The 21255-nt window shown below is 36.0% G+C and carries 12 protein-coding genes, 1 tRNA gene and 3 rRNA genes; 15 read left to right on the forward strand and 1 reads right to left on the reverse strand.

Going from position 1 to position 21255, the window contains the following annotated elements; all coding sequences use genetic code 11:
- Positions 1 to 137: 137 nt before the first annotated feature.
- Positions 138 to 3668 carry a pyruvate:ferredoxin (flavodoxin) oxidoreductase gene (nifJ, locus tag FQB35_RS00095; RefSeq protein ID WP_148807975.1) on the forward strand — a complete coding sequence of 1177 codons (3531 nt, stop codon included), beginning with the start codon at positions 138 to 140 and terminating at the stop codon, positions 3666 to 3668.
- 38 nt (positions 3669 to 3706) lie between these two features.
- Here the strand turns inward: nifJ and FQB35_RS00100 are convergent, their stop codons facing one another.
- Positions 3707 to 3874, reverse strand: a complete 168-nt coding sequence (locus FQB35_RS00100; protein ID WP_148807976.1) for a CDIF630_02480 family spore surface protein — start codon at positions 3872 to 3874, stop codon at positions 3707 to 3709.
- A 304-nt stretch (positions 3875 to 4178) separates the two neighbouring features.
- Between FQB35_RS00100 and FQB35_RS00105 the strand changes: the two genes are divergently transcribed.
- The 14 genes from FQB35_RS00105 (at position 4179) to nadA (ending at position 21244) form a co-directional block, all read left to right on the forward strand.
- Positions 4179 to 5706: ribosomal RNA gene (locus tag FQB35_RS00105) — 16S ribosomal RNA — on the forward strand.
- A gap of 50 nt (positions 5707 to 5756) precedes the next feature.
- Positions 5757 to 5833: transfer RNA gene (locus FQB35_RS00110), tRNA-Ile, on the forward strand.
- Positions 5834 to 5968: 135 nt separating this feature from the next.
- Positions 5969 to 9048: ribosomal RNA gene (locus FQB35_RS00115) — 23S ribosomal RNA — on the forward strand.
- A gap of 36 nt (positions 9049 to 9084) precedes the next feature.
- Positions 9085 to 9201: ribosomal RNA gene (gene rrf, locus FQB35_RS00120) — 5S ribosomal RNA — on the forward strand.
- The 16S, 23S and 5S rRNA genes sit together here with 1 tRNA gene alongside, the layout of an rRNA operon.
- Positions 9202 to 9489: 288 nt before the next feature.
- Positions 9490 to 10056, forward strand: a complete 567-nt coding sequence (locus tag FQB35_RS00125) for a glycerol-3-phosphate responsive antiterminator (RefSeq protein ID WP_148807977.1) — start codon at positions 9490 to 9492, stop codon at positions 10054 to 10056.
- A 104-nt stretch (positions 10057 to 10160) separates the two neighbouring features.
- Complete coding sequence (gene glpT / locus FQB35_RS00130) at positions 10161 to 11504, forward strand: glycerol-3-phosphate transporter (protein ID WP_148807978.1); 1344 nt, start codon at positions 10161 to 10163, stop codon at positions 11502 to 11504.
- Between the two features lie 132 nt (positions 11505 to 11636).
- A complete protein-coding gene (locus FQB35_RS00135; RefSeq protein WP_148807979.1) occupies positions 11637 to 13118 on the forward strand; it encodes an NAD(P)/FAD-dependent oxidoreductase in 1482 nt (493 codons plus the stop codon).
- An 11-nt stretch (positions 13119 to 13129) separates the two neighbouring features.
- Positions 13130 to 14395, forward strand: coding sequence for an NAD(P)/FAD-dependent oxidoreductase (locus FQB35_RS00140; RefSeq protein ID WP_207707320.1), 1266 nt, complete (start codon positions 13130 to 13132; stop codon positions 14393 to 14395).
- Entirely contained in the window at positions 14395 to 14748 is a 354-nt protein-coding gene (locus FQB35_RS00145) for a DUF1667 domain-containing protein (protein ID WP_148807980.1), read from the forward strand. Before FQB35_RS00140 ends, FQB35_RS00145 begins: the two co-directional genes overlap by 1 nt.
- Before the next feature lie 403 nt (positions 14749 to 15151).
- A complete protein-coding gene (locus FQB35_RS00150; RefSeq protein ID WP_148807981.1) occupies positions 15152 to 15829 on the forward strand; it encodes a GntR family transcriptional regulator in 678 nt (225 codons plus the stop codon).
- Between the two features lie 50 nt (positions 15830 to 15879).
- Entirely contained in the window at positions 15880 to 17316 is a 1437-nt protein-coding gene (locus tag FQB35_RS00155; protein ID WP_148807982.1) for an aminotransferase class I/II-fold pyridoxal phosphate-dependent enzyme, read from the forward strand.
- 109 nt (positions 17317 to 17425) lie between these two features.
- Positions 17426 to 19537 (forward strand): methyl-accepting chemotaxis protein, encoded by a 2112-nt coding sequence (locus FQB35_RS00160; RefSeq protein ID WP_168198190.1) that lies wholly within the window; start codon positions 17426 to 17428, stop codon positions 19535 to 19537.
- Positions 19538 to 19601: 64 nt separating this feature from the next.
- Complete coding sequence (locus FQB35_RS00165) at positions 19602 to 20126, forward strand: transcription repressor NadR (protein WP_148807984.1); 525 nt, start codon at positions 19602 to 19604, stop codon at positions 20124 to 20126.
- 206 nt (positions 20127 to 20332) lie between these two features.
- A complete protein-coding gene (gene nadA, locus FQB35_RS00170; RefSeq protein ID WP_148807985.1) occupies positions 20333 to 21244 on the forward strand; it encodes a quinolinate synthase NadA in 912 nt (303 codons plus the stop codon).
- Positions 21245 to 21255 lie beyond the last annotated feature (11 nt).

Consider the following 21255-nt stretch of genomic DNA (forward strand, 5'->3'; position numbering starts at 1 on the left):
CTTTTTTAAATTAAAAAAATAGGATTTTTATGTATTAAAATCCAAAAAAATCAAAATAATAACTAGTGGGAAATGAATGAAATTTATGTGCAGATACAAACAATAATGAAGTAAATGAATAAAAAGGAGGATATGGAATGGCTAAAAAAATGAAGACAATGGATGGGAATGAAGCTGCTGCTTATGTATCATATGCTTTTACAGAGGTAGCTGCAATTTTTCCTATAACCCCTTCTTCTCCTATGGCAGAGAAAGTAGATGAATGGGCTGCTCATGGGAAAAAGAATTTGTTTGGTCAACCTGTGAAGGTTTCAGAACTTCAATCTGAAGCAGGAGCAGCAGGAGCAATGCATGGGTCCTTGCAGGGAGGAGCGTTGACTACTACCTATACAGCATCACAAGGATTGCTTTTAATGATTCCAAATATGTATAAAATAGCTGGAGAATTATTACCAGGAGTATTTCATGTGAGTGCACGTGCACTTGCAACTCATGCATTATCTATTTTTGGAGATCATCAAGATGTTATGGCAACTAGACAGACAGGTTTTGCACTACTTGCAGCAAGTAGTGTGCAGGAAGTTATTGATTTAGGGGGTATTGCACATTTATCTGCTATTAAATCTAGAGTACCATTTTTACATTTCTTTGATGGATTTAGAACTTCTCATGAAATTCAAAAAGTAGAATTAATTGAGTATGAAGATTTTAGAAAACTATTAGACTTTGATGCAGTAAAAGAATTTCGTAATCGTTCACTAAATCCAGAACGTCCAGTTTTAAGAGGTACTGCACAAAATCCTGATATTTATTTTCAAGGAAGAGAAGCATCAAATCCATTCTATGAAAAGGTACCTGATATTGTAGCAAATTATATGAGAGAGATTAGTAAACTTACAGGAAGACAATACCATCCATTTGATTATTATGGTGCACAAGATGCTGAATATGTAATTGTTGCTATGGGTTCTGTTTGCGAAACAATTGAAGAAACAGTAGATTATTTGATGAAAAAAGGTGAGAAGGTAGGTGTAATTAAGGTTAGGCTATATAGGCCTTTCTCAGAAAAATACTTCTTTGATGTATTACCTAAGAGCGTTAAAAAAATTGCAATACTAGATCGAACAAAAGAACCAGGATCAGTAGGAGAACCATTATATACAGATGTAAGAAGTCTTTTCTATGAAAAAGAAAATCAGCCAGTGATTGTAGGCGGCAGATATGGCCTTGGATCAAAAGATACTACACCAGATCAGATTGTAGCTGTATATAACAATCTAAAAAAGAATGATCCAAAGAACCATTTTACCATCGGAATTGTAGATGATGTAAGTCATACTTCATTAGAAGCAGAAAAAGAAATAGAGACGACTCCAGAGGGAACGATTAGCTGTAAATTTTGGGGACTAGGTTCTGATGGAACAGTAGGGGCCAATAAGATGGCTATAAAGATTATTGGGGATAATACGGATCTTTATGCACAAGCTTATTTTTCTTATGACAGTAAGAAGTCAGGAGGAACAACTGTATCTCATTTAAGATTTGGAAAAAAACCAATAAAATCTACTTATCTAATTAACTATGCAGATTTTATTGCCTGTCACAATAAATCTTATGTGAATCATTATGATTTATTAAAAGGAATTAAACAAAATGGAACCTTTGTGCTTAATTGTCCTTGGACTGAAGAAGAACTAGATGAAAAATTACCAGCATCTATTAAAAGAACAATTGCACAAAAAAATATCAATTTTTATATTATAGATGCAGTAAAAATAGCACAAGATATTGGACTTGGTGGAAGAATTAATATGATTATGCAGTCAGCTTTCTTTAAACTTACAAACGTAGTTCCCATTGAGGACGCGGTAAGATATTTAAAAGAATTAGTTGTATCTACTTATGGTAAAAAAGGTGAAAAAATTGTAAATATGAATCATAAAGCAATAGATCAAGGTGTAGAAGGGCTAGTAAAGGTAAATATACCTAGTAGTTGGGCAAACATAGAAGATAAAAAAGAACCAGAAGAAGATGAACCATATTTTGTAAAAAACATTCAAAGACCAATGGCTAAAAATGAGGGAGATAAATTGCCAGTAAGCACATTTGAAGGGATTGAGGATGGAACATTCCCATTAGGTACAACAGCTTATGAAAAACGTGGTATTGCTGTTATGGTTCCACAGTGGCAAGTAGATAAATGTATTCAATGTAATCAATGCGCTTATGTATGTCCACATGCAACTATTCGACCATATTTACTCGATGAAGAAGAAATGAAGAATAAGCCTGAAAACTTTGAAACAAAGAAAGCTTTAGGAAAAGGCTTAGAAAATATGCACTATAGAATTCAAGTAAGTCCTTTAGACTGTACAGGATGTGGAAATTGTGCAGATATTTGTCCTGCACCGCAAAAGGCTTTAGTTATGGTAAATGCAGAAGAAGAAACTATAAAAGAACAGGATAACTGGGAGTATGCAGTAAAGAATATTTCTATAAAAGATCACTTCATGAATAAATATACTGTAAAGGGCAGCCAATTTGCAAAGCCTTTATTTGAATTCTCTGGTGCTTGTGCAGGATGTGGAGAAACTGCATACTTGAAATTGGTTACTCAGCTTTATGGAGATCGTATGATGATTGCCAATGCAACAGGTTGTTCATCCATTTGGGGAGGAAGTGCACCTTCTGTTCCGTTTACAACAAATGCAGAAGGAAAAGGGCCTGCTTGGGCAAACTCATTGTTTGAAGACAATGCAGAATATGGATATGGAATGTATTTAGGAGTAAAACAGATAAGAGAAAGATTAAGAGATTTAATGAATGAAGCACAAAATTCTGATTTAGATGAAACTTGCAAAGATGCAATGAGAAGTTATGTACAAGTGATGGATAATGGAGAAGAATCTAAAAATGCAGCAGAAAAATTAATTGCTGTTTTAAGAGAACATGGACATGAGGATAATAAAATCGTTCAGGAGATATTAGAAAAGAAAGATTTTCTAGTTAAAAAATCTGTATGGATTGTTGGTGGAGATGGATGGGCTTATGATATTGGATATGGAGGACTAGATCATGTCCTTGCATCTGGAGAAGATGTAAATGTATTGGTATTTGATACAGAAGTATATTCTAATACAGGTGGACAATCTTCAAAAGCTACACCAACTGCAGCTGTAGCAAAATTTGCAGCATCTGGTAAGAAAATACGTAAAAAAGATTTAGGTATGATGGCTATGAGCTATGGATATGTATATGTTGCTCAAGTAGCTATGGGTGCAAATATGAATCATACAATTAAAGCAATTCAGGAAGCAGAAAATTATAAGGGACCATCACTTATCATCTGTTATGCTCCATGTATTAATCATGGAATTAAAACAGGAATGGGTACGACTGTTGTACAAGAGAAAAAAGCAGTCGAAGCAGGATATTGGCATCTATATCGATATAATCCTGATTTAAAACAGGAAGGGAAGAACCCATTTATTTTAGACTCTAAAGAGCCAGTAGGATCATTTAGAGAATATATTGAAGGGGAGATTCGATATACTCAACTTAAGAATATATTCCCAGATCTTGCAGAAGAATTATTCAAAGAAGCAGAAATGCATGCAAAAGATAGATATGAAAACTACAAACGTTTAGCAGAAATGAAATATGAATAAAATGAACCCAGGTCAGTTGACCTGGGTTTTGTAACAGTTTACTTTTCGTTGGTATCTACCCATTCTTTTGCATTTTCTACTTCTAATTTATTAGGTGTTGGAACACATGATTCTGGTTTTAAATTTTCTATATTTGCCCAAGGAGCAGTTTTATGATTTTCTATTGGTTGTGCTAGATTTTTTTTCTGCAATTTATTTTTGTTCATATAATCCCTCCTTGGTTTTATTATTTTCAAAGTTTGTCAAAATAATTCTATTTTGTCTAAACTCTGATATAAAAAGAGTATTTAATAAAAAATAATAGTTGACTTGTGATAATAAACGTGATAAGATACTTCTTGTCGTCGCTGATAGATAACTGTTTGAAATAAAAATAAAAAAAGTTATTGACAGAGAGGCGAAAAAATGATAAACTAAGCAAGTCGCTGTTAAGCAATGAAAAAAGTTTGATCTTTGAAAACTACACAGTGTAAGAAATTAAGCCAGCAATAATTTTTAACCTCGAAGATTTTTTGAGAGAGTTTGATCCTGGCTCAGGATGAACGCTGGCGGCGTGCCTAACACATGCAAGTCGAGCGAAGCGAATACGACAGATTCTTCGGATGAAGTTGTATAAGCTTAGCGGCGGACGGGTGAGTAACGCGTAGGCAACCTGCCCTATACAGAGGGATAGCCTCGGGAAACCGGGATTAATACCTCATAAAACTCTAGTATCGCATGATACATGAGTCAAAGATTTATCGGTATAGGATGGGCCTGCGTCTGATTAGCTAGTTGGTGAGGTAAAGGCTCACCAAGGCGACGATCAGTAGCCGACCTGAGAGGGTGATCGGCCACACTGGAACTGAGACACGGTCCAGACTCCTACGGGAGGCAGCAGTGGGGGAATATTGCACAATGGGCGAAAGCCTGATGCAGCAACGCCGCGTGAGCGATGAAGGCCTTCGGGTCGTAAAGCTCTGTCCTAAGGGAAGAAAACTGACGGTACCTTAGGAGGAAGCCCCGGCTAACTACGTGCCAGCAGCCGCGGTAATACGTAGGGGGCGAGCGTTATCCGGAATCACTGGGCGTAAAGGGTGCGTAGGCGGCCGATAAAGTCTGGGGTGAAAGGCTACGGCTCAACCGTAGTAAGCCTTGGAAACTTATTGGCTTGAGTGCAGGAGAGGAGAGTGGAATTCCTAGTGTAGCGGTGAAATGCGTAGATATTAGGAGGAACACCAGTGGCGAAGGCGACTCTCTGGACTGTAACTGACGCTGAGGCACGAAAGCGTGGGGAGCGAACAGGATTAGATACCCTGGTAGTCCACGCCGTAAACGATGAGTGCTAGGTGTCTGAGGGTAACCCTTAGGTGCCGCAGCTAACGCATTAAGCACTCCGCCTGGGGAGTACGGTCGCAAGACTGAAACTCAAGGAATTGACGGGGACCCGCACAAGCAGCGGAGCATGTGGTTTAATTCGAAGCAACGCGAAGAACCTTACCAGGACTTGACATCCTCTGCATTAACCTTAATCGGTGAAATCCCTTCGGGGACAGAGAGACAGGTGGTGCATGGTTGTCGTCAGCTCGTGTCGTGAGATGTTGGGTTAAGTCCCGCAACGAGCGCAACCCTTGTCTTTAGTTGCCAGCATTTCGGATGGGCACTCTAGAGAGACTGCCGGGGACAACTCGGAGGAAGGTGGGGATGACGTCAAATCATCATGCCCCTTATGTTCTGGGCTACACACGTGCTACAATGGCTGGTACAACGGGAAGCGAAGGAGTAATCCGGAGCAAATCCTAAAAGCCAGTCTCAGTTCGGATTGTGGGCTGCAACTCGCCCACATGAAGCTGGAGTTGCTAGTAATCGTGGATCAGAATGCCGCGGTGAATGCGTTCCCGGGTCTTGTACACACCGCCCGTCACACCATGGGAGTTGGGGGCGCCCGAAGTCAGCTATCTAACCATTTTGGAGGAAGCTGCCGAAGGTGAAACCAATGACTGGGGTGAAGTCGTAACAAGGTAGCCGTATCGGAAGGTGCGGCTGGATCACCTCCTTTCTAAGGAGAAAGGCTTAACTTACACTGTTTAGTTTTGAAGGATTAAGTTTGGGCTTGTAGCTCAGGTGGTTAGAGCGCACGCCTGATAAGCGTGAGGTCGGAGGTTCGAGTCCTCCCAAGCCCACCATTTAAATCTTTCAAATCGTAGGATGTACTTTAAGCAACAGAAATCATGAGTGTAACGAATGATTTTGTTGGCGCCGTACATTTTACGAAGTAAAATGTACTTTGAAAACTGAACAATGCATAAAATACAATTTCTGGTCAAGTTATAAAGAGCATAGGGTGAATGCCTTGGCACCAGGAGCCGAAGAAGGACGTGGTAAGCTGCGATAAGCCTCGGGGAACTGCAAGCAAGTTTTGATCCGGGGATTTCCGAATGGGGAAACCCACCTAGGGTAATACTTAGGTACCCACTACTGAATCCATAGGTAGTGAGGAGGCATACCAGGGGAACTGAAACATCTAAGTACCCTGAGGAAAAAGAAAGAAAAACTCGATTCCCTAAGTAGCGGCGAGCGAAAGGGGATTAGCCCAAACCCTAGAAAAAATTTTTTTTTCTAGGGGGTTGCGGATATACTCATAAGAGCGAAGAATTTGTAGCCGAAGAGGTCTGGAAAGGCCCACCATAGGAGGTAATAGTCCTGTAGGCGAAACAAAGTTTAGCTTGAGTATACTCCAGAGTACCACGAGACACGTGAAACCTTGTGGGGAAGCAGGGGGACCACCCCCAAGGCTAAATACTACCTGGTGACCGATAGCGCATAGTACCGTGAGGGAAAAGGTGAAAAGAACCCCGGGAGGGGAGTGAAATAGAACCTGAAACCCTATGTTTACAAGCAGTGGAAGTTCTTTATATGAACGACCGCGTACTTTTTGTAGAACGGGCCAACGAGTTACGGTATGCAGCAAGGTTAAGTAGTTAAGCTACGGAGCCGCAGCGAAAGCGAGTCTGAATAGGGCGATTTAGTTGTATGCCGTAGACCCGAAACCGGGTGACCTATCCATGAGCAGGTTGAAGCGGAAGTAAAAATTTCGTGGAGGACCGAACCCATGTCTGTTGAAAAAAAGGCTGGGATGACTTGTGGATAGCGGAGAAATTCCAATCGAACTCGGAGATAGCTGGTTCTCCCCGAAATAGCTTTAGGGCTAGCCTCAAAGTTAGTGATACGGAGGTAGAGCACTGAATGTCCTAGGGGCCCTCACCGGTTACCGAAGACTATCAAACTCCGAATGCCGTAATCATATCTTTGGGAGTCAGACTATGTGTGATAAGATTCATAGTCGAGAGGGAAACAGCCCAGACCGTCAGCTAAGGTCCCTAAGTACAGGTTAAGTGGAAAAAGGATGTGGGATTGCATAGACAACTAGGATGTTGGCTTAGAAGCAGCCACTCATTTAAAAGAGTGCGTAATAGCTCACTAGTCGAGTGATCCTGCGCCGAAAATTACCGGGGCTCAAACCTGTCACCGAAGCTACGGCTTGTCGTAGTATGAATACTGATTTTAGAAAAGAGCAAAGGAAGAAGGTAAGTTTTGCCGAAGGTATCCTACGGATACAAGCAAAGGCCTTCGGCCAAATAACCAAAAAGCTCAAACAAAGCTCTAAGGTTAGTATTCATATTACGACAGGGGTAGGGGAGCATTCTATACGGGCTGAAGTCATACCGAAAGGAATGGTGGACTGTATAGAAGAGAGAATGTTGGCATGAGTAGCGAGAGGTAGGTGAGAATCCTACCCGCCGAAAAACCTAAGGTTTCCTGAGGAAGGTTCGTCCGCTCAGGGTTAGTCGGGGACCTAAGCCGAGGACGAAAGTCGTAGGCGATGGACAACAGGTTGAAATTCCTGTACCACCGAAAAATCGTTTGAGCAATGGGGGTGACACAGGAGGATAGGCTAAGCGCACCGTTGGTTGTGTGCGTCTAAACCCGTAGGGGAGTCTATGTAGGCAAATCCGCGTAGGCAATCCTGAAAGGTGATGGGGAGCGAAATATAGTAGCGAACTTGCTGATTCCACACTGTCGAGAAAAGCCTCTAGCGAGATCTAGGTGCCCGTACCGCAAACCGACACAGGTAGGTGAGGAGAGAATCCTAAGGCGAGCGAGAGAACTATTGTTAAGGAACTCGGCAAAATGACCCCGTAACTTAGGGAGAAGGGGTGCCACGGTAGGGTGTTAAAGCCCGAGGTGGCCGCAGAGAATAGGCCCAAGCGACTGTTTAGCAAAAACACAGGTCTCTGCTAAGTCGAAAGACGATGTATAGGGGCTGACGCCTGCCCGGTGCTGGAAGGTTAAGGGGACGTGTTAACGTAAGTGAAGCACTGAACTTAAGCCCCAGTAAACGGCGGCCGTAACTATAACGGTCCTAAGGTAGCGAAATTCCTTGTCGGGTAAGTTCCGACCCGCACGAAAGGCGTAACGATTTGGGCACTGTCTCAACAATAGACTCGGTGAAATTGTAGTACCGGTGAAGATGCCGGTTACCCGCAGCAGGACGGAAAGACCCCGTGGAGCTTTACTGTAGCCTGACACTGGATTTTGGTATTACATGTACAGCATAGGTGGGAGACTTAGAAGCATGTACGCCAGTATGTGTGGAGTCGCCGTTGGGATACCACTCTTGTAATACTGAAGTTCTAACCAGAAGCTGTGAATCCAGCTTTGGGACACTGTCAGGTGGGCAGTTTGACTGGGGCGGTCGCCTCCTAAAAGGTAACGGAGGCGCCCAAAGGTTCCCTCAGCGCGGTCGGAAATCGCGCGTAGAGTGTAAAAGGCAGAAGGGAGCTTGATTGCGAGACTTACAAGTCGAGCAAGGACGAAAAGTCGGGCTTAGTGATCCGGTGGTTCCGAGTGGAAGGGCCATCGCTCAACGGATAAAAGCTACCCCGGGGATAACAGGCTTATCTCCCCCAAGAGTCCACATCGACGGGGAGGTTTGGCACCTCGATGTCGGCTCGTCTCATCCTGGGGCTGAAGTAGGTCCCAAGGGTTGGGCTGTTCGCCCATTAAAGAGGCACGCGAGCTGGGTTCAGAACGTCGTGAGACAGTTCGGTCCCTATCCGCTGTGGGCGCAGGAAATTTGAGAGGAGCTGTCCTTAGTACGAGAGGACCGGGATGGACGTACCTCTGGTGTATCAGTTGTCGCGCCAGCGGCATGGCTGAGTAGCTATGTACGGACGGGATAAGCGCTGAAGGCATCTAAGCGCGAAGCCCCCCTCAAGATTAGATTTCCCATGACGTAAGTCAGTAAGACCCCAGAAAGACCATCTGGTTGATAGGCCTAAGGTGTAAGGGCAGTAATGTCTTAAGCTGATAGGTACTAATAGGTCGAGGACTTGACCAAATATGCATTGTTCAGTTTTGAGGGTACAACCTCTAATCCAGTGACAATAGCGAAGGGGTCACACCTGTTCCCATACCGAACACAGAAGTTAAGCCCTTCAGCGCTGATGGTACTTAGGCGGAGACGCCTTGGGAGAGTAGGTCGTCGCTGGTTTTAAAAGGAACTTATGACAAAGTAAATTTGTTATAAGTTCTTTCATTTTTGAAATAAAATCAAGTTATGTAAAATCTATTAGGGAAAATTCTGTTAAAACACTTTACAATATATTTATTACATGTTAAAATGTTGCTAAATCGATAAATGAAGGCATGAGAAATGGAGAGCCGCACACAAATAAGCCTAAAAAATAGGTTTATTTTGTGCGGCATTTTATGTGTAGCGAACATTAGAATATTTTATAAATTTTTAGTATATATGCTATTTACCAGAGGAGAGATTTAAGTGAATAATCCATTTTATGACAAGATAGAAGCAAATCCTGTTATTGCAGCAGTAAACAGTATAGAAAAAATTGATTTAGCTATTAAATCTCCTTGTGAAATTGTTTTTTTGCTAACAGGGAATATTTTCAACTTAAAAGGAACCATAGATAAGGTTAAGGACAATGGCATGGATATATATGTGCATATTGATTTAATGGAAGGATTTTCAAAAGATATGACAGCATTAAAATATATCTATGAAAATATGAAGCCTGACGGAATTATTACGACAAAGAGTAGTTTAGTAAAAGCGGCAAAAAGTATGAATATATATGCCATACAAAGACTGTTTATATTGGATTCTCTTTCTCTTGAGAGAGGAATTAATTCTATAAATGCTACGAAGCCTGATGCAATTGAGATTTTACCTGGCATTATGCCTAAAATTATAAAAAAAATTTATAATGAAACAAAGTTACCAGTAATAGGAGGTGGTTTAATAAACGATAAAGAAGATGTCATTGAAAGTCTTAAGGCAGGAGCTATAGGGATTTCAACAAGTAAAGAAGAAATTTGGTATATGTAAAAAATGAAGATTTTTTATTAATCTTTGGGAAAATGTTTTCTAAGCTTATGTGTTAATTTACATATAAGAATTAAAATTATATTATTCAGAAAGGTGGTAATAAAATGCTAGAATTTTTCAAACCTGCCCCGGCCATCGACCGTATGCCAGAGCATAAAATCGATGCGGAATATAAAAGATACAGAATGCAGGTATTTATGAGTATCTTTATTGGTTATGCAGCCTATTATTTCATTAGAAAAAACTTTAATATGGCTGTACCATATCTAATCGAAACATATGGATACACAAAAGCACAAATTGGTATAGTAGGTTCTGCACTAGGATTATCTTATGGATTAAGTAAGTTTATAATGGGGAATGTATCAGATCGATGTAATCCAAGATATTTTATGGCAGCTGGACTTATATTATCTGGATTTGTAAATATGATGTTTGGTTATGCATCATCTATTCCTATGTTATTTATTTTAATGTTTATGAATGGTTGGTTCCAAGGTATGGGATGGCCACCATCTGGAAGAACAATGACACACTGGTTTTCAGATAAAGAGCGTGGTGTAAAAATGGCTATTTGGAATGTTGCTCATAACGTTGGAGGAGCTTTAGTTCCAAGATTAGCATTAACAGGATTAGCAGTATTTGCTACATGGAGAGGAATGTTCTACTTTCCAGCAACATTATCTATTGCTGTTGGTATTGGTATTTTAATTTTCTTAAGAGATACACCTCAATCAGTTGGTCTACCACCTATTGAGGAGTATAAAAATGACTATCCAGAACATGATGTGGAGGATAGAGAAAGAGAATTATCTGCAAAAGAAATCCTTTTTAAATATGTGTTATGCAACAAGTATATTTGGTATATTGCTATTGCAAACATTTTTGTATATTTAGTAAGATATGGTGTTATGGATTGGATTCCTACATATTTAAAAGAAGTGAAAGGCTTTAATATTAAAGAAGCTGGTTTAGCTTTTGAATTATTCGAATGGGCAGCTATTCCAGGAACAATTATCGTTGGATGGATCAGTGATAAGATATTCCATGGAAGAAGGGCACCAATGGGTGTAATTTGTATGTTAGGTGTAATTGCGGCAGTATTTATCTATTGGAAGAGTGATAGTATGATGGCTATTAATATAGCTGTTGCTTCAGTAGGGGCTTTAATTTATGGACCAGTAATGCTTATTGGAGTTGCAGCTCTTGACTATGTACCGAAAAAAGCAGCAGGTACTGCAGCAGGTTTCACTGGACTATTTGGTTATGTAGGTGGAGCAGTATTAGCGAATGCAGCTGTAGGAGCTATTGTTGATAAAGCAGGATGGGATGGAGGATTTAAGTTAATTATTGCAGCTTGTTTCATAGCAGTATTCTTCTTAGCTCTTACATGGAATACTCATGATAGATCAGAAAAAAGTAAAGAAGAGGCTTTTAGTAAAGCTTAAATTATGTTATAATAAATGAAAATAAATATTTAAAGGCGTGAGAAGTGGAGAGCCGTACAAAGTTATCCTATGAAATAGGTTTAGCTTTGCGCGGCTTTTTTTATTTGCAAAGTTAATGAAGGAGGTAATTATATGTATGATGTAGCGGTAATTGGTGCTGGTGTTATAGGTACTTTTATAGCAAGAGAGTTATCAAAGTTTGATTTAAAAATTATATTAATAGATAAAGAAACAGACATAGCAAATGGGACAACAAAAGCAAACAGTGCAATTGTCCATGCTGGATATGATGCAAAACCAGGTACTTTAAAAGGTAAATTAAATGCTTTAGGAAACCCTATGTTTGATAAAGTATGTAAAGAGTTGGATGTGCCTTTTAAAAGAATTGGGTCTTTGGTTATTGCTACGAATCAAGAAGAAATGGAAAGTATAAAGGAGTTATATGAAAGAGGAATTAAAAATAACATTCCTGATATAAAAATATTATCTCAGAAAGAAGTAAGGAAAATGGAACCAAATTTAAATAAAGAAATTATCGGTGCTTTATATGCGCCTACTGCAGGAATAGTTAGCCCTTGGGAATTAGCAGTGGCACTTGCAGAAAATGCAGCAGATAATGGAGCGGAAATTAAACTTGAAACAGAAGTTACAGGAATAAAAAAGAAAGAAGAAGAATTTTTTATTCAAACAACTAATGGAAAAATTAAAGCAAAATATGTGATTAACTGTGCAGGAGTTTATGCTGATAAAATTAATGAAATGATTGCTTCTAAAACTTTTGAAATTCACCCAAGAAGAGGACAGTACAATATTTTAGATAAAAGCACAGGAGATATTGTAAATCATGTAATCTTCCAAGCACCAACAAAGCTAGGAAAAGGAGTACTTGTAGCACCTACAGTACATGGAAATCTATTAGTTGGGCCAGATGCTGAAGATCTTAATGATAAAGAAAATACAGAAACAACTAGTGAAAGAATTGCATTTATTAGAGAAAGATCTAAAAAAACAATAAAAGAAATACCATTTGGTACAACTATTACTAGCTTTGCAGGATTAAGAGCTGTATCTAATGTAGGGGATTTTATTATAGAAGAAGCAAAAGAAGCAAAAGGATTTATTAATGTGGCAGGAATTGAGTCTCCTGGATTATCAGCAGCTCCAGCTATTGCACAATATGTAATAGAGATTTTTAAAGGAGTTAAGAAAGATTTAAAAGAGAAAAAGAATTTTAATCCAACTAGAAAACCAGTAATCAGATTTATGGAGCTAAGTGATGAAGAGAAGGCTGAATTAATAAAGAAAGATCCAAGATATGGAAGAATAATTTGTAGATGTGAAAATATTACAGAGGGTGAAATTGTAGATGTAATAAACAGAAATGCAGGAGCAAGAACAGTAGATGCTGTTAAGAGAAGAGCTAGGCCTGGTATGGGAAGATGCCAAGGTGGATTTTGTGGACCAAGAGTAATGGAAATTTTGGCAAGAGAACTAGGAAAAGATATTACTGAAATAGTAAAAGATCAAAAGGATTCATATATTTTAACAGAAGAAACAAAGAAAAATAATCAATCAGAAGTAGATGTTATAGAAGATATGACAATGGTATCTTAAGGAGTGATAATATGTTGAAATATGATATTGTAGTAATAGGAGGAGGTCCTGCTGGGCTTGCTGCAGCAATTGAAGCAAAGAAAAATGGCGTAGATAGTATTTTAGTAATAGAAAGAGATAGAGAATTGGGTGGAATACTTCAACAATGTATCCATAATGGATTTGGGCTACATGAGTTTAAGGAAGAATTAACAGGGCCAGAATATGCAGAAAAGTTTATTGTTCAGTTAAAAGAGTTAGGAATTGAATATAAGTTAGATACAATGGTACTTGATATAAGAGAAGATAAAATTATTAGTGCTATTAATACTGTAGATGGGTTTATGGCAATAAAAGCAAAAGCTATTGTACTTGCAATGGGATGCAGGGAAAGAACTAGAGGAGCAATAAATATTCCTGGAACAAGACCAGCAGGAGTATTTACTGCAGGAACAGCACAAAGATTTGTTAATATGGAAGGGTACATGGTAGGAAGAAAGGTAGTAATCTTAGGTTCTGGGGATATTGGATTAATTATGGCTAGAAGAATGACTTTAGAAGGAGCAGAAGTTTTAGCTGTAGCAGAACTTATGCCTTTCTCTGGAGGTCTTACACGAAATATTGTACAATGCTTAGATGATTATAACATTCCATTATTATTGAGTCATACATTAATAAAAATTAAAGGTAAAAATAGGGTAGAGGGAGTAGTTATTGCAAAGGTTGATGAGAATAGAAAGCCTATCCCAGGGACAGAAAAAGAATTTGAATGTGATACATTATTATTGTCTGTAGGATTAATTCCAGAAAATGAACTTTCTATACAAGCTGGAATTAAATTAGATCCAGTTACTTCAGGACCAATCGTAAATGAAGCAATGGAGACAAATATAGAAGGTATATTTGCTTGTGGAAATGTAGTACATGTGCATGATCTTGTTGACTTTGTTACAGCAGAAAGTAGAAGAGCAGGAGAAAATGCGGCAAAATATGTGAAAAATAAATTAAAGAAAGATGGAGCAGTTTTAAAAACACAGCCAGGAGATGGTATTCGATATATTGTACCTCATGTAGTAAGATCAGAGAATATTGAAAAAAATCTAGATTTATTTATGAGAGTTGATAATGTATATCATAATATGAATATGGTAGTAAAAGTAGACGGAAAAGAAATTAAGAGAATTAAGAAAAGACACTTAGCCCCAGGAGAAATGGAATCTGTAAGGATTAATAAAGAAGATTTAGCATGTATTTATGAATCAGTAATTACTGTTTCTTTAGAAAGGGAGGGTGCTTAATGGAAAAACACGAATTGATATGTATTGTATGTCCAATGGGATGTCGCTTAGAAGCTATAAAAGAAAAAGAGGAATACAAAATAGAAGGAAATAAATGTCCTAGAGGAAAAGAATATGGTATAAAAGAATTGACTAATCCAACAAGGGTAGTAACTTCAACTGTAAGGATAAAAGGTGGGATGCTCAATAGACTTCCTGTTAAGACAAATGGAGATATTCCAAAAGAAAAAATATTTGAATGTATGAAGTTATTAGACCTTATTGAAGTTGAAGCACCAATAAAAGCAGGAGATATTATTGTAAAAGATCTTTTTGGAACAGGTGTAGATATTATAGCGGCTAGAAGCATGTAAATTATATGAGTGGGCTTTCAATGGCCCATATTTTTTTAGTTATTGTTCAAAAAAAAATGATAAAAAGCTTTAGTTTATAAGAAAACGCTTTCAAAAGTGCAGGAAAAAATGATAGAGATGTCATTATATATATACTATGAAATATATAAAGACTTTATGGCATGATATTATAGAAATATGTGAAAATACGTAAAATGGTGTGATGTACAATTACAAAAAGGTTTAGAAATGAAGCTAAAAAAAAATATATATCATGCAATCTGCAAGAGTAGATGCAATAACTTTCAAATACTTGAAAATACTTGTATACATTGACATTACGGTATATTTGTATTAAAATATCCTTGCAAGAAGTATGCTTACCGATAATTAGGTAAAATATCAATGAAATGTGGTGGGTAGTATGGCAAGGGATATATTAAAGGAAGATAGCACAGGGTTGTCTCTAACAGCAAAAATATTCAATATACTAAGAGAAGATATATTAAATGGAAAATATGCTGAAGGCGAAAAGTTAGGAGAAGCAAAATTAGCTGAGGAGCTTGGTGTAAGCCGTACACCAGTAAGAGAAGCCCTCAAACAGCTTGAACTTGATGGCATTGTAGAGAATAAACCAAATAGAGGAGTAATTGTACTTGGTATATCCAAACAAGATATCGAAGATATATATACTATAAGAGCAGCTATAGAAGGAATTGCAGCTAGATGGGCTGTAGAAAGAATTACAGAAGAAGAATTGAATGAATTAAAAGAAACATATGAATTAATGGAGTTTTATACTTTTAAAAATGATGTTGAAAAATTTGCAGAACTAAATACAAAATTTCATGAAACAATTTACAAAGCAACGAAGAGTCGATATCTTGAACAAGTATTGAAAGATTTTCAGTACTATATGAAAAAAACTAGAAGAAAATCTCTTCAAGTTGAGGGAAGGATTAAAGAATCATTAGAAGAACATAAAGTTATTTTAGATGCCTTTTTTAAAAAAGATGCAGAAGCAGCACAAAATGCCCTTACGATACATGTTGAGAATTCAAGAAAGAACGTAGAACAAAATGTAAAAAATCAAAATAACTAAAGATAAAAAGACTACTGTACAGTAGTCTTTTTTTATAAGGAGGATTTATTATGAAAGATGCTATTATTTTAAGTAAACTTAAAAAACTCTCAAAAGAAAATATTGTATCTTTTCATATTCCAGGGCATAAAAACGGTAAAATATACCAAAGATACAATAAGAAATATTTCCCAGAATCAATATTATCGTTAGATGTAACAGAAATTCCTGGGACAGATAATCTGCACAATCCAGAAGAAATGATTAAGGAAGCACAAGACCAAGCAGCAAAATTTTTTGAAGCAGAGCATACCTTCTTTCTTATAAATGGAACTTCTACAGGAAATATTTCAGCACTTATGACAGTGGCAAACCCTAATGAAAAAGTAATTGTAGCAAGAGACTGTCATAAATCTGTGATGCATGGATTAATACTTGGAGGACTTATTCCTGTATATATTACTCCAGAAGTAAGCAAAGAATCGAATATTCCTATGGGGATTAAACCAGAAAAAATAGAAAAGGCCATTGTAAAAAATCCTGATGTAAAAGCTGTAATCCTTACCTATCCTAATTATTATGGGATCTGCTCAGATATTGAAGCTATTGCTAATATTGTACATAAATATGAAAAAATATTGATTGTAGATGAAGCCCATGGTTCACATTTTAATCTAAGTGAAGATTTGCCTATTCCAGCTATAAAGGCAGGTGCAGATATTGTAGTTCAAAGTATTCATAAAACACTTCCTAGTTTTACTCAAAGTTCTATGCTTCATGTAAAATCAAATAGAGTAGATATAGAGCGTTTAAGATTTATGCTAATGATGAATCAAAGCAGCAGCCCTTCATATTTATTAATGAGTTCATTAGATGTAGCAAGAGCTATTTCAGAGAATGAAGGAAAGAGCTTGATGAAGGAATTGTTAGAAAGTATAGATTATTTTCATGAAAAAATTGCTAATGAGGAAGGGATAAAAGTTCTAGATAAAAATTTAATAGGAAAATATGGTGTTAAAAATATTGATAAAACAAGGCTTGTAATAGACATGACAAAATTGGGGATTAGTGGTATTACTTTAGATAAACTATTGAGAGAAAGATATAAAATACAGATGGAGATGAGTGATATAAATAATGTTGTAGCAGTATGTACCATTGGGAATGATAGGAAGGATTTTGAAAAATTATTAAAGGCATTGATTAATATTAAAAAAGAAATAACTTACAAAAAGATATATTTGCCACCATTTTTTTATCATGTTCCTAAGATGAAAATAACCCCAAGAGATGCTGCTTTTCGAAAAAAAACAGCAATAAATTTTGAAGAAAGTATTGGGAAAATTAGTGGAGAATATATAATCCCTTATCCACCTGGAATACCTATTTTATGCCCTGGAGAAGAAATTACTGATGAAATAATCATATATATAAAAAGCTTAAAGGAAAGAGGAATAAATATTATTGGGATGGATGACGTGGATTTAGAGAAAATAAAAGTAATATAATAAACAGAAGATTAAAAATTTAGCAAGGTCATTATAGATAAAAGGATATTTACCAATTATGTCGAAATATTACATTTGTAAAAAAAACAACAAAATAGGGGAGAGGCATATGAAGAGTATAAAGCATCAATTGATTTGGGTTATGCTATTACTTGTATTGGTACCTTTTATAGTATCAAGTTTTATGGGGCATTATTTTATTTCTACAAATTATGAAAAAGAAATAAAAGAAAACAATAAAATGCTTGCAAATGCTGTTGCTGATCAGGTAAGTGCTTTTATTGACAAAGCTTATACGGTAACTGAGGAAATTGTACATAACAATGATGTAAAAAGTTTTATAGCAGAAAAACAAAAAAATGTGATAGTAGGTACAGTACAAAGAAATAATTATTTTGATCTATTGTTTATACAAGGAACAGATGGAATGCAGACAGCGAAGACAAGAGGAGTTTTGGGAGATAGGTCTAACAGATGGTGGTTTAAAAAAATTATGGAAGATAAAAAGCCTTTTGTAAGTAAATCTTATTATTCTAAAACAGGAAATATCCCTGTTACTTCAATACTTATACCTATCTATGATGAAGATAATAATTTAAAGGGAATAATGGGTTCGGATTTAAAATTAGATTATTTACAAATGATAATAGAAAAATTTAGTACAGGAGAAAATAAGTATGCATGTGTAATAGATGGAGAAGGGGTTGTGATTGCCCATATAGATAAAAAACAGGTATCAGAACTTTATAATTATAAGAATCTTACAAAGACTGTTTTGGTAAAGGATATTAATGGCAAAGTAGTATTTGATGAAAAAGGTAATGAAAAGACAGAAATTCAAAAGATAAAAATACCAAATAAACTACAAGAAATAACAAATAAGGCTTTAAATGGTGAGTCTGGAGTAGTTGAGTATGTTGACAATAATGGAAGTAAGGTAATCAGTGCATATACTGCGATTAGATTACCTGGTAATTCTAATCATTGGGCTGTGATTACTGTTCAGAAAAAAGCAGAAGCAATGGCTTTTGTTACAGATGTTCAGAAAAGAAATGGATTTGTAGCAGTAGGTTTAATATTATTGGTAATATTTGTTGCATATAAGGTTTCAAATCGAATAACAAAACCTATCATTTATATGATGAAACTTATGGAAGAAGCTTCTGATGGAGATTTAACTGTCATTTCTAATATAAAATCTAATAATGAGATAGGAAAACTTAGTGAAAGCTTCAATAAAATGATAAAAGGTATGAAAAAACTTATTGAAAGAATTAGTGAAATGTCTAAGTCAATTGATGAATCTTCTGAATTACTAGCAGAGACTACAGAAGAATCAGCAGCAGCTATTGATGAAGTAGCAAGAACAATTGCTGAAGTTGCAAATGGTGCAAATGAACAAGCAAAAGATATTGAATTAGGTGTTGATGCTGCATCAGATCTTTCGCAGGAAATAGAAAAAATGTCAGTACAAATAAAGGAAAGCAAAAAATATGCAGATCAAGTTTATCATATAAATAATAAAGGTATAGAAGCTATGAAGCTGTTAGAAGATAAGACATTTGAAAGCAATGAAGCTTCAAAACAAGTGGAAAAAGTAGTAAATGATTTAAGTGAAAAAACGAAAACAATTGATCATATTGTAGAAACTATTATGAGCATTTCAGAACAAACTAATTTATTAGCTTTAAATGCTGCTATTGAAGCAGCAAGAGCAGGAGATGCTGGACGTGGATTTGCAGTAGTAGCTGAAGAAGTTCGAAAGCTTGCTGAAGGAACAGGAGAATCTAGTAACAATGTAAGAGAAATTATTACAACAATTCAAAATGATGTAAGGTTCGCTCAAGAGGCAATGCAGACTTCTAAAATAGTGGTAGAAGAACAAAATAAGGCAATTCAGCACACACAAGAAACATTTAAACATATTGCAAAAGCAGTTGAAACAATTGTAGATAAAATAAATAGTATGGTTTATAGTGTAGAAAGTATATCTATCAGTAAAGATAAAGTGATGTCAGTTATTCAAAATGTATCTAATGTATCAGAAGAAACAGCTGCATCTTCTCAGCAGGTATCTGCTTCTACTGAGGAGCAGACTGCATCTATAGAACAGTTAAGTTCTCTTGCAGAAGAATTAGAGCAAATGGTAAAAGAACTGGATGAAACAATAAAAGTATTTAAGTTAAATGATGAACTGAAAAATAATTCTATCTTGGCCTAAGGATTTAGTCCTTAGGTTTTTATTATGGTATAATATTTTAAACGATTATAGAGAGGAAGATGTCATGTTAACAGAGGAAAGAAGAAAAGAAATTATAAAAATATTAAAAAATAATGAAGAACCTATAACAGGGACAGAGCTTGCTAAAAAATTTAAAGTAAGTAGGCAGGTAATTGTACAGGATATTGCTGTAATGCGTGCAAAAGGATATAATATTATTGCAACTTCAAATGGTTATATGATTTCTAAATTGAATGGAAAAAAGAAAAATATAAAGACTATTGTATGCAGACATGAAGGATATTCAAATATGGAAGAAGAACTAAAAATTATGGTAGATATGGGGGCACGAGTATTAGATGTAATAATAGAACATCCCATATATGGAGATATTAGAAGTACATTGATGATAGATTCTAGAATGGATTTAGAAGACTTTATGGAAAAAGTAAAAAACAACAAAGCAGCACCATTAGCATCCTTGACAGGTGGAGAGCATATTCATACAATAGAAATTCCAAATGATAGAGCTTATAAGAAAATAATAAAAGAATTAAAAGAAAAAGGATATTTGATAAAAGGAGAATAACGATTAAAAAAATTATGGATTTATATTTATATTTACAAATCTAAGGTATTGTATAAAGATGAAAGATTTGTTATATTTTTTATAATAGGTGACAAGACAGGTGTAAAGGCATATATAGGAATAAATTTGGAAATCTATGATATATTTTATAAATTTTCATAGACTAATGGTACAAGCATTTATGAATATAGAAAGGATTGAAACTTATGAATGAAAAAGAAATGATACTTGAGATAAAAAGATTAAAAGAAGAAAAGAATGCAATTATTTTAGCACATAATTATCAAGTACCTGAAGTACAGGATATAGCTGATATTGTAGGAGATTCTTTAAAATTAAGCCAAGAGGCTGCAAAAACAGATGCAGATGTTATCGTTTTTGCAGGTGTTCATTTTATGGCAGAAAGTGCAAAAATTTTATCCCCAGACAAAAAAGTATTGTTACCTGTATATGATGCTGGATGTCCTATGGCAGATATGGTAGATGCAGAAAGTCTTCGTTTATTTAAAAAGGAAAATCCAGATATTCCTATTGTATGTTATGTAAATTCTTCAGCAGAAGTAAAGGCTGAGAGTGATATTTGCTGTACATCTTCTAATGCAATAAATATTGTAAAAAGCATAAAAGCTAATAAAATATTGTTTGTGCCTGATCAAAACCTAGGAAGTTATATTGCAAAACATGTGCCTGAAAAAGAAATAATACTTTGGGAAGGATTTTGCATTACCCATCATAGAGTGAGAAATTCAGAAGTGGAAGCTGCAAAATTAAATCATCCAGATGCTTTAGTTCTTGTTCATCCAGAGTGTAATGAAACAGTAGTTAAAAAGGCTGATTTTGTTGGAAGCACCTCTCAAATTATAGATTATGCAAATAAGTCAGCGAACAAAAAATTTATTATTGGAACAGAAATGGGAGTTCTTCATAAACTTCGTAAAGAAAATCCTGATAAAAAGTTCTATTTAATATCACCAGCATTAACCTGTTTTAATATGAAAAAAACAACACTTATTAATATTTATAATTCTTTAGCATTTGAACAGTATGAAATAACTGTTGAGGAGGAAATTAGACAAAAAGCTTTAGGATCTCTTGAGAGAATGCTTGAGTTAAGTTAAGGAGATGAAAA

The organism is Crassaminicella thermophila, assembly GCF_008152325.1.
GTDB classification, from domain to species: domain Bacteria; phylum Bacillota; class Clostridia; order Peptostreptococcales; family Thermotaleaceae; genus Crassaminicella_A; species Crassaminicella_A thermophila.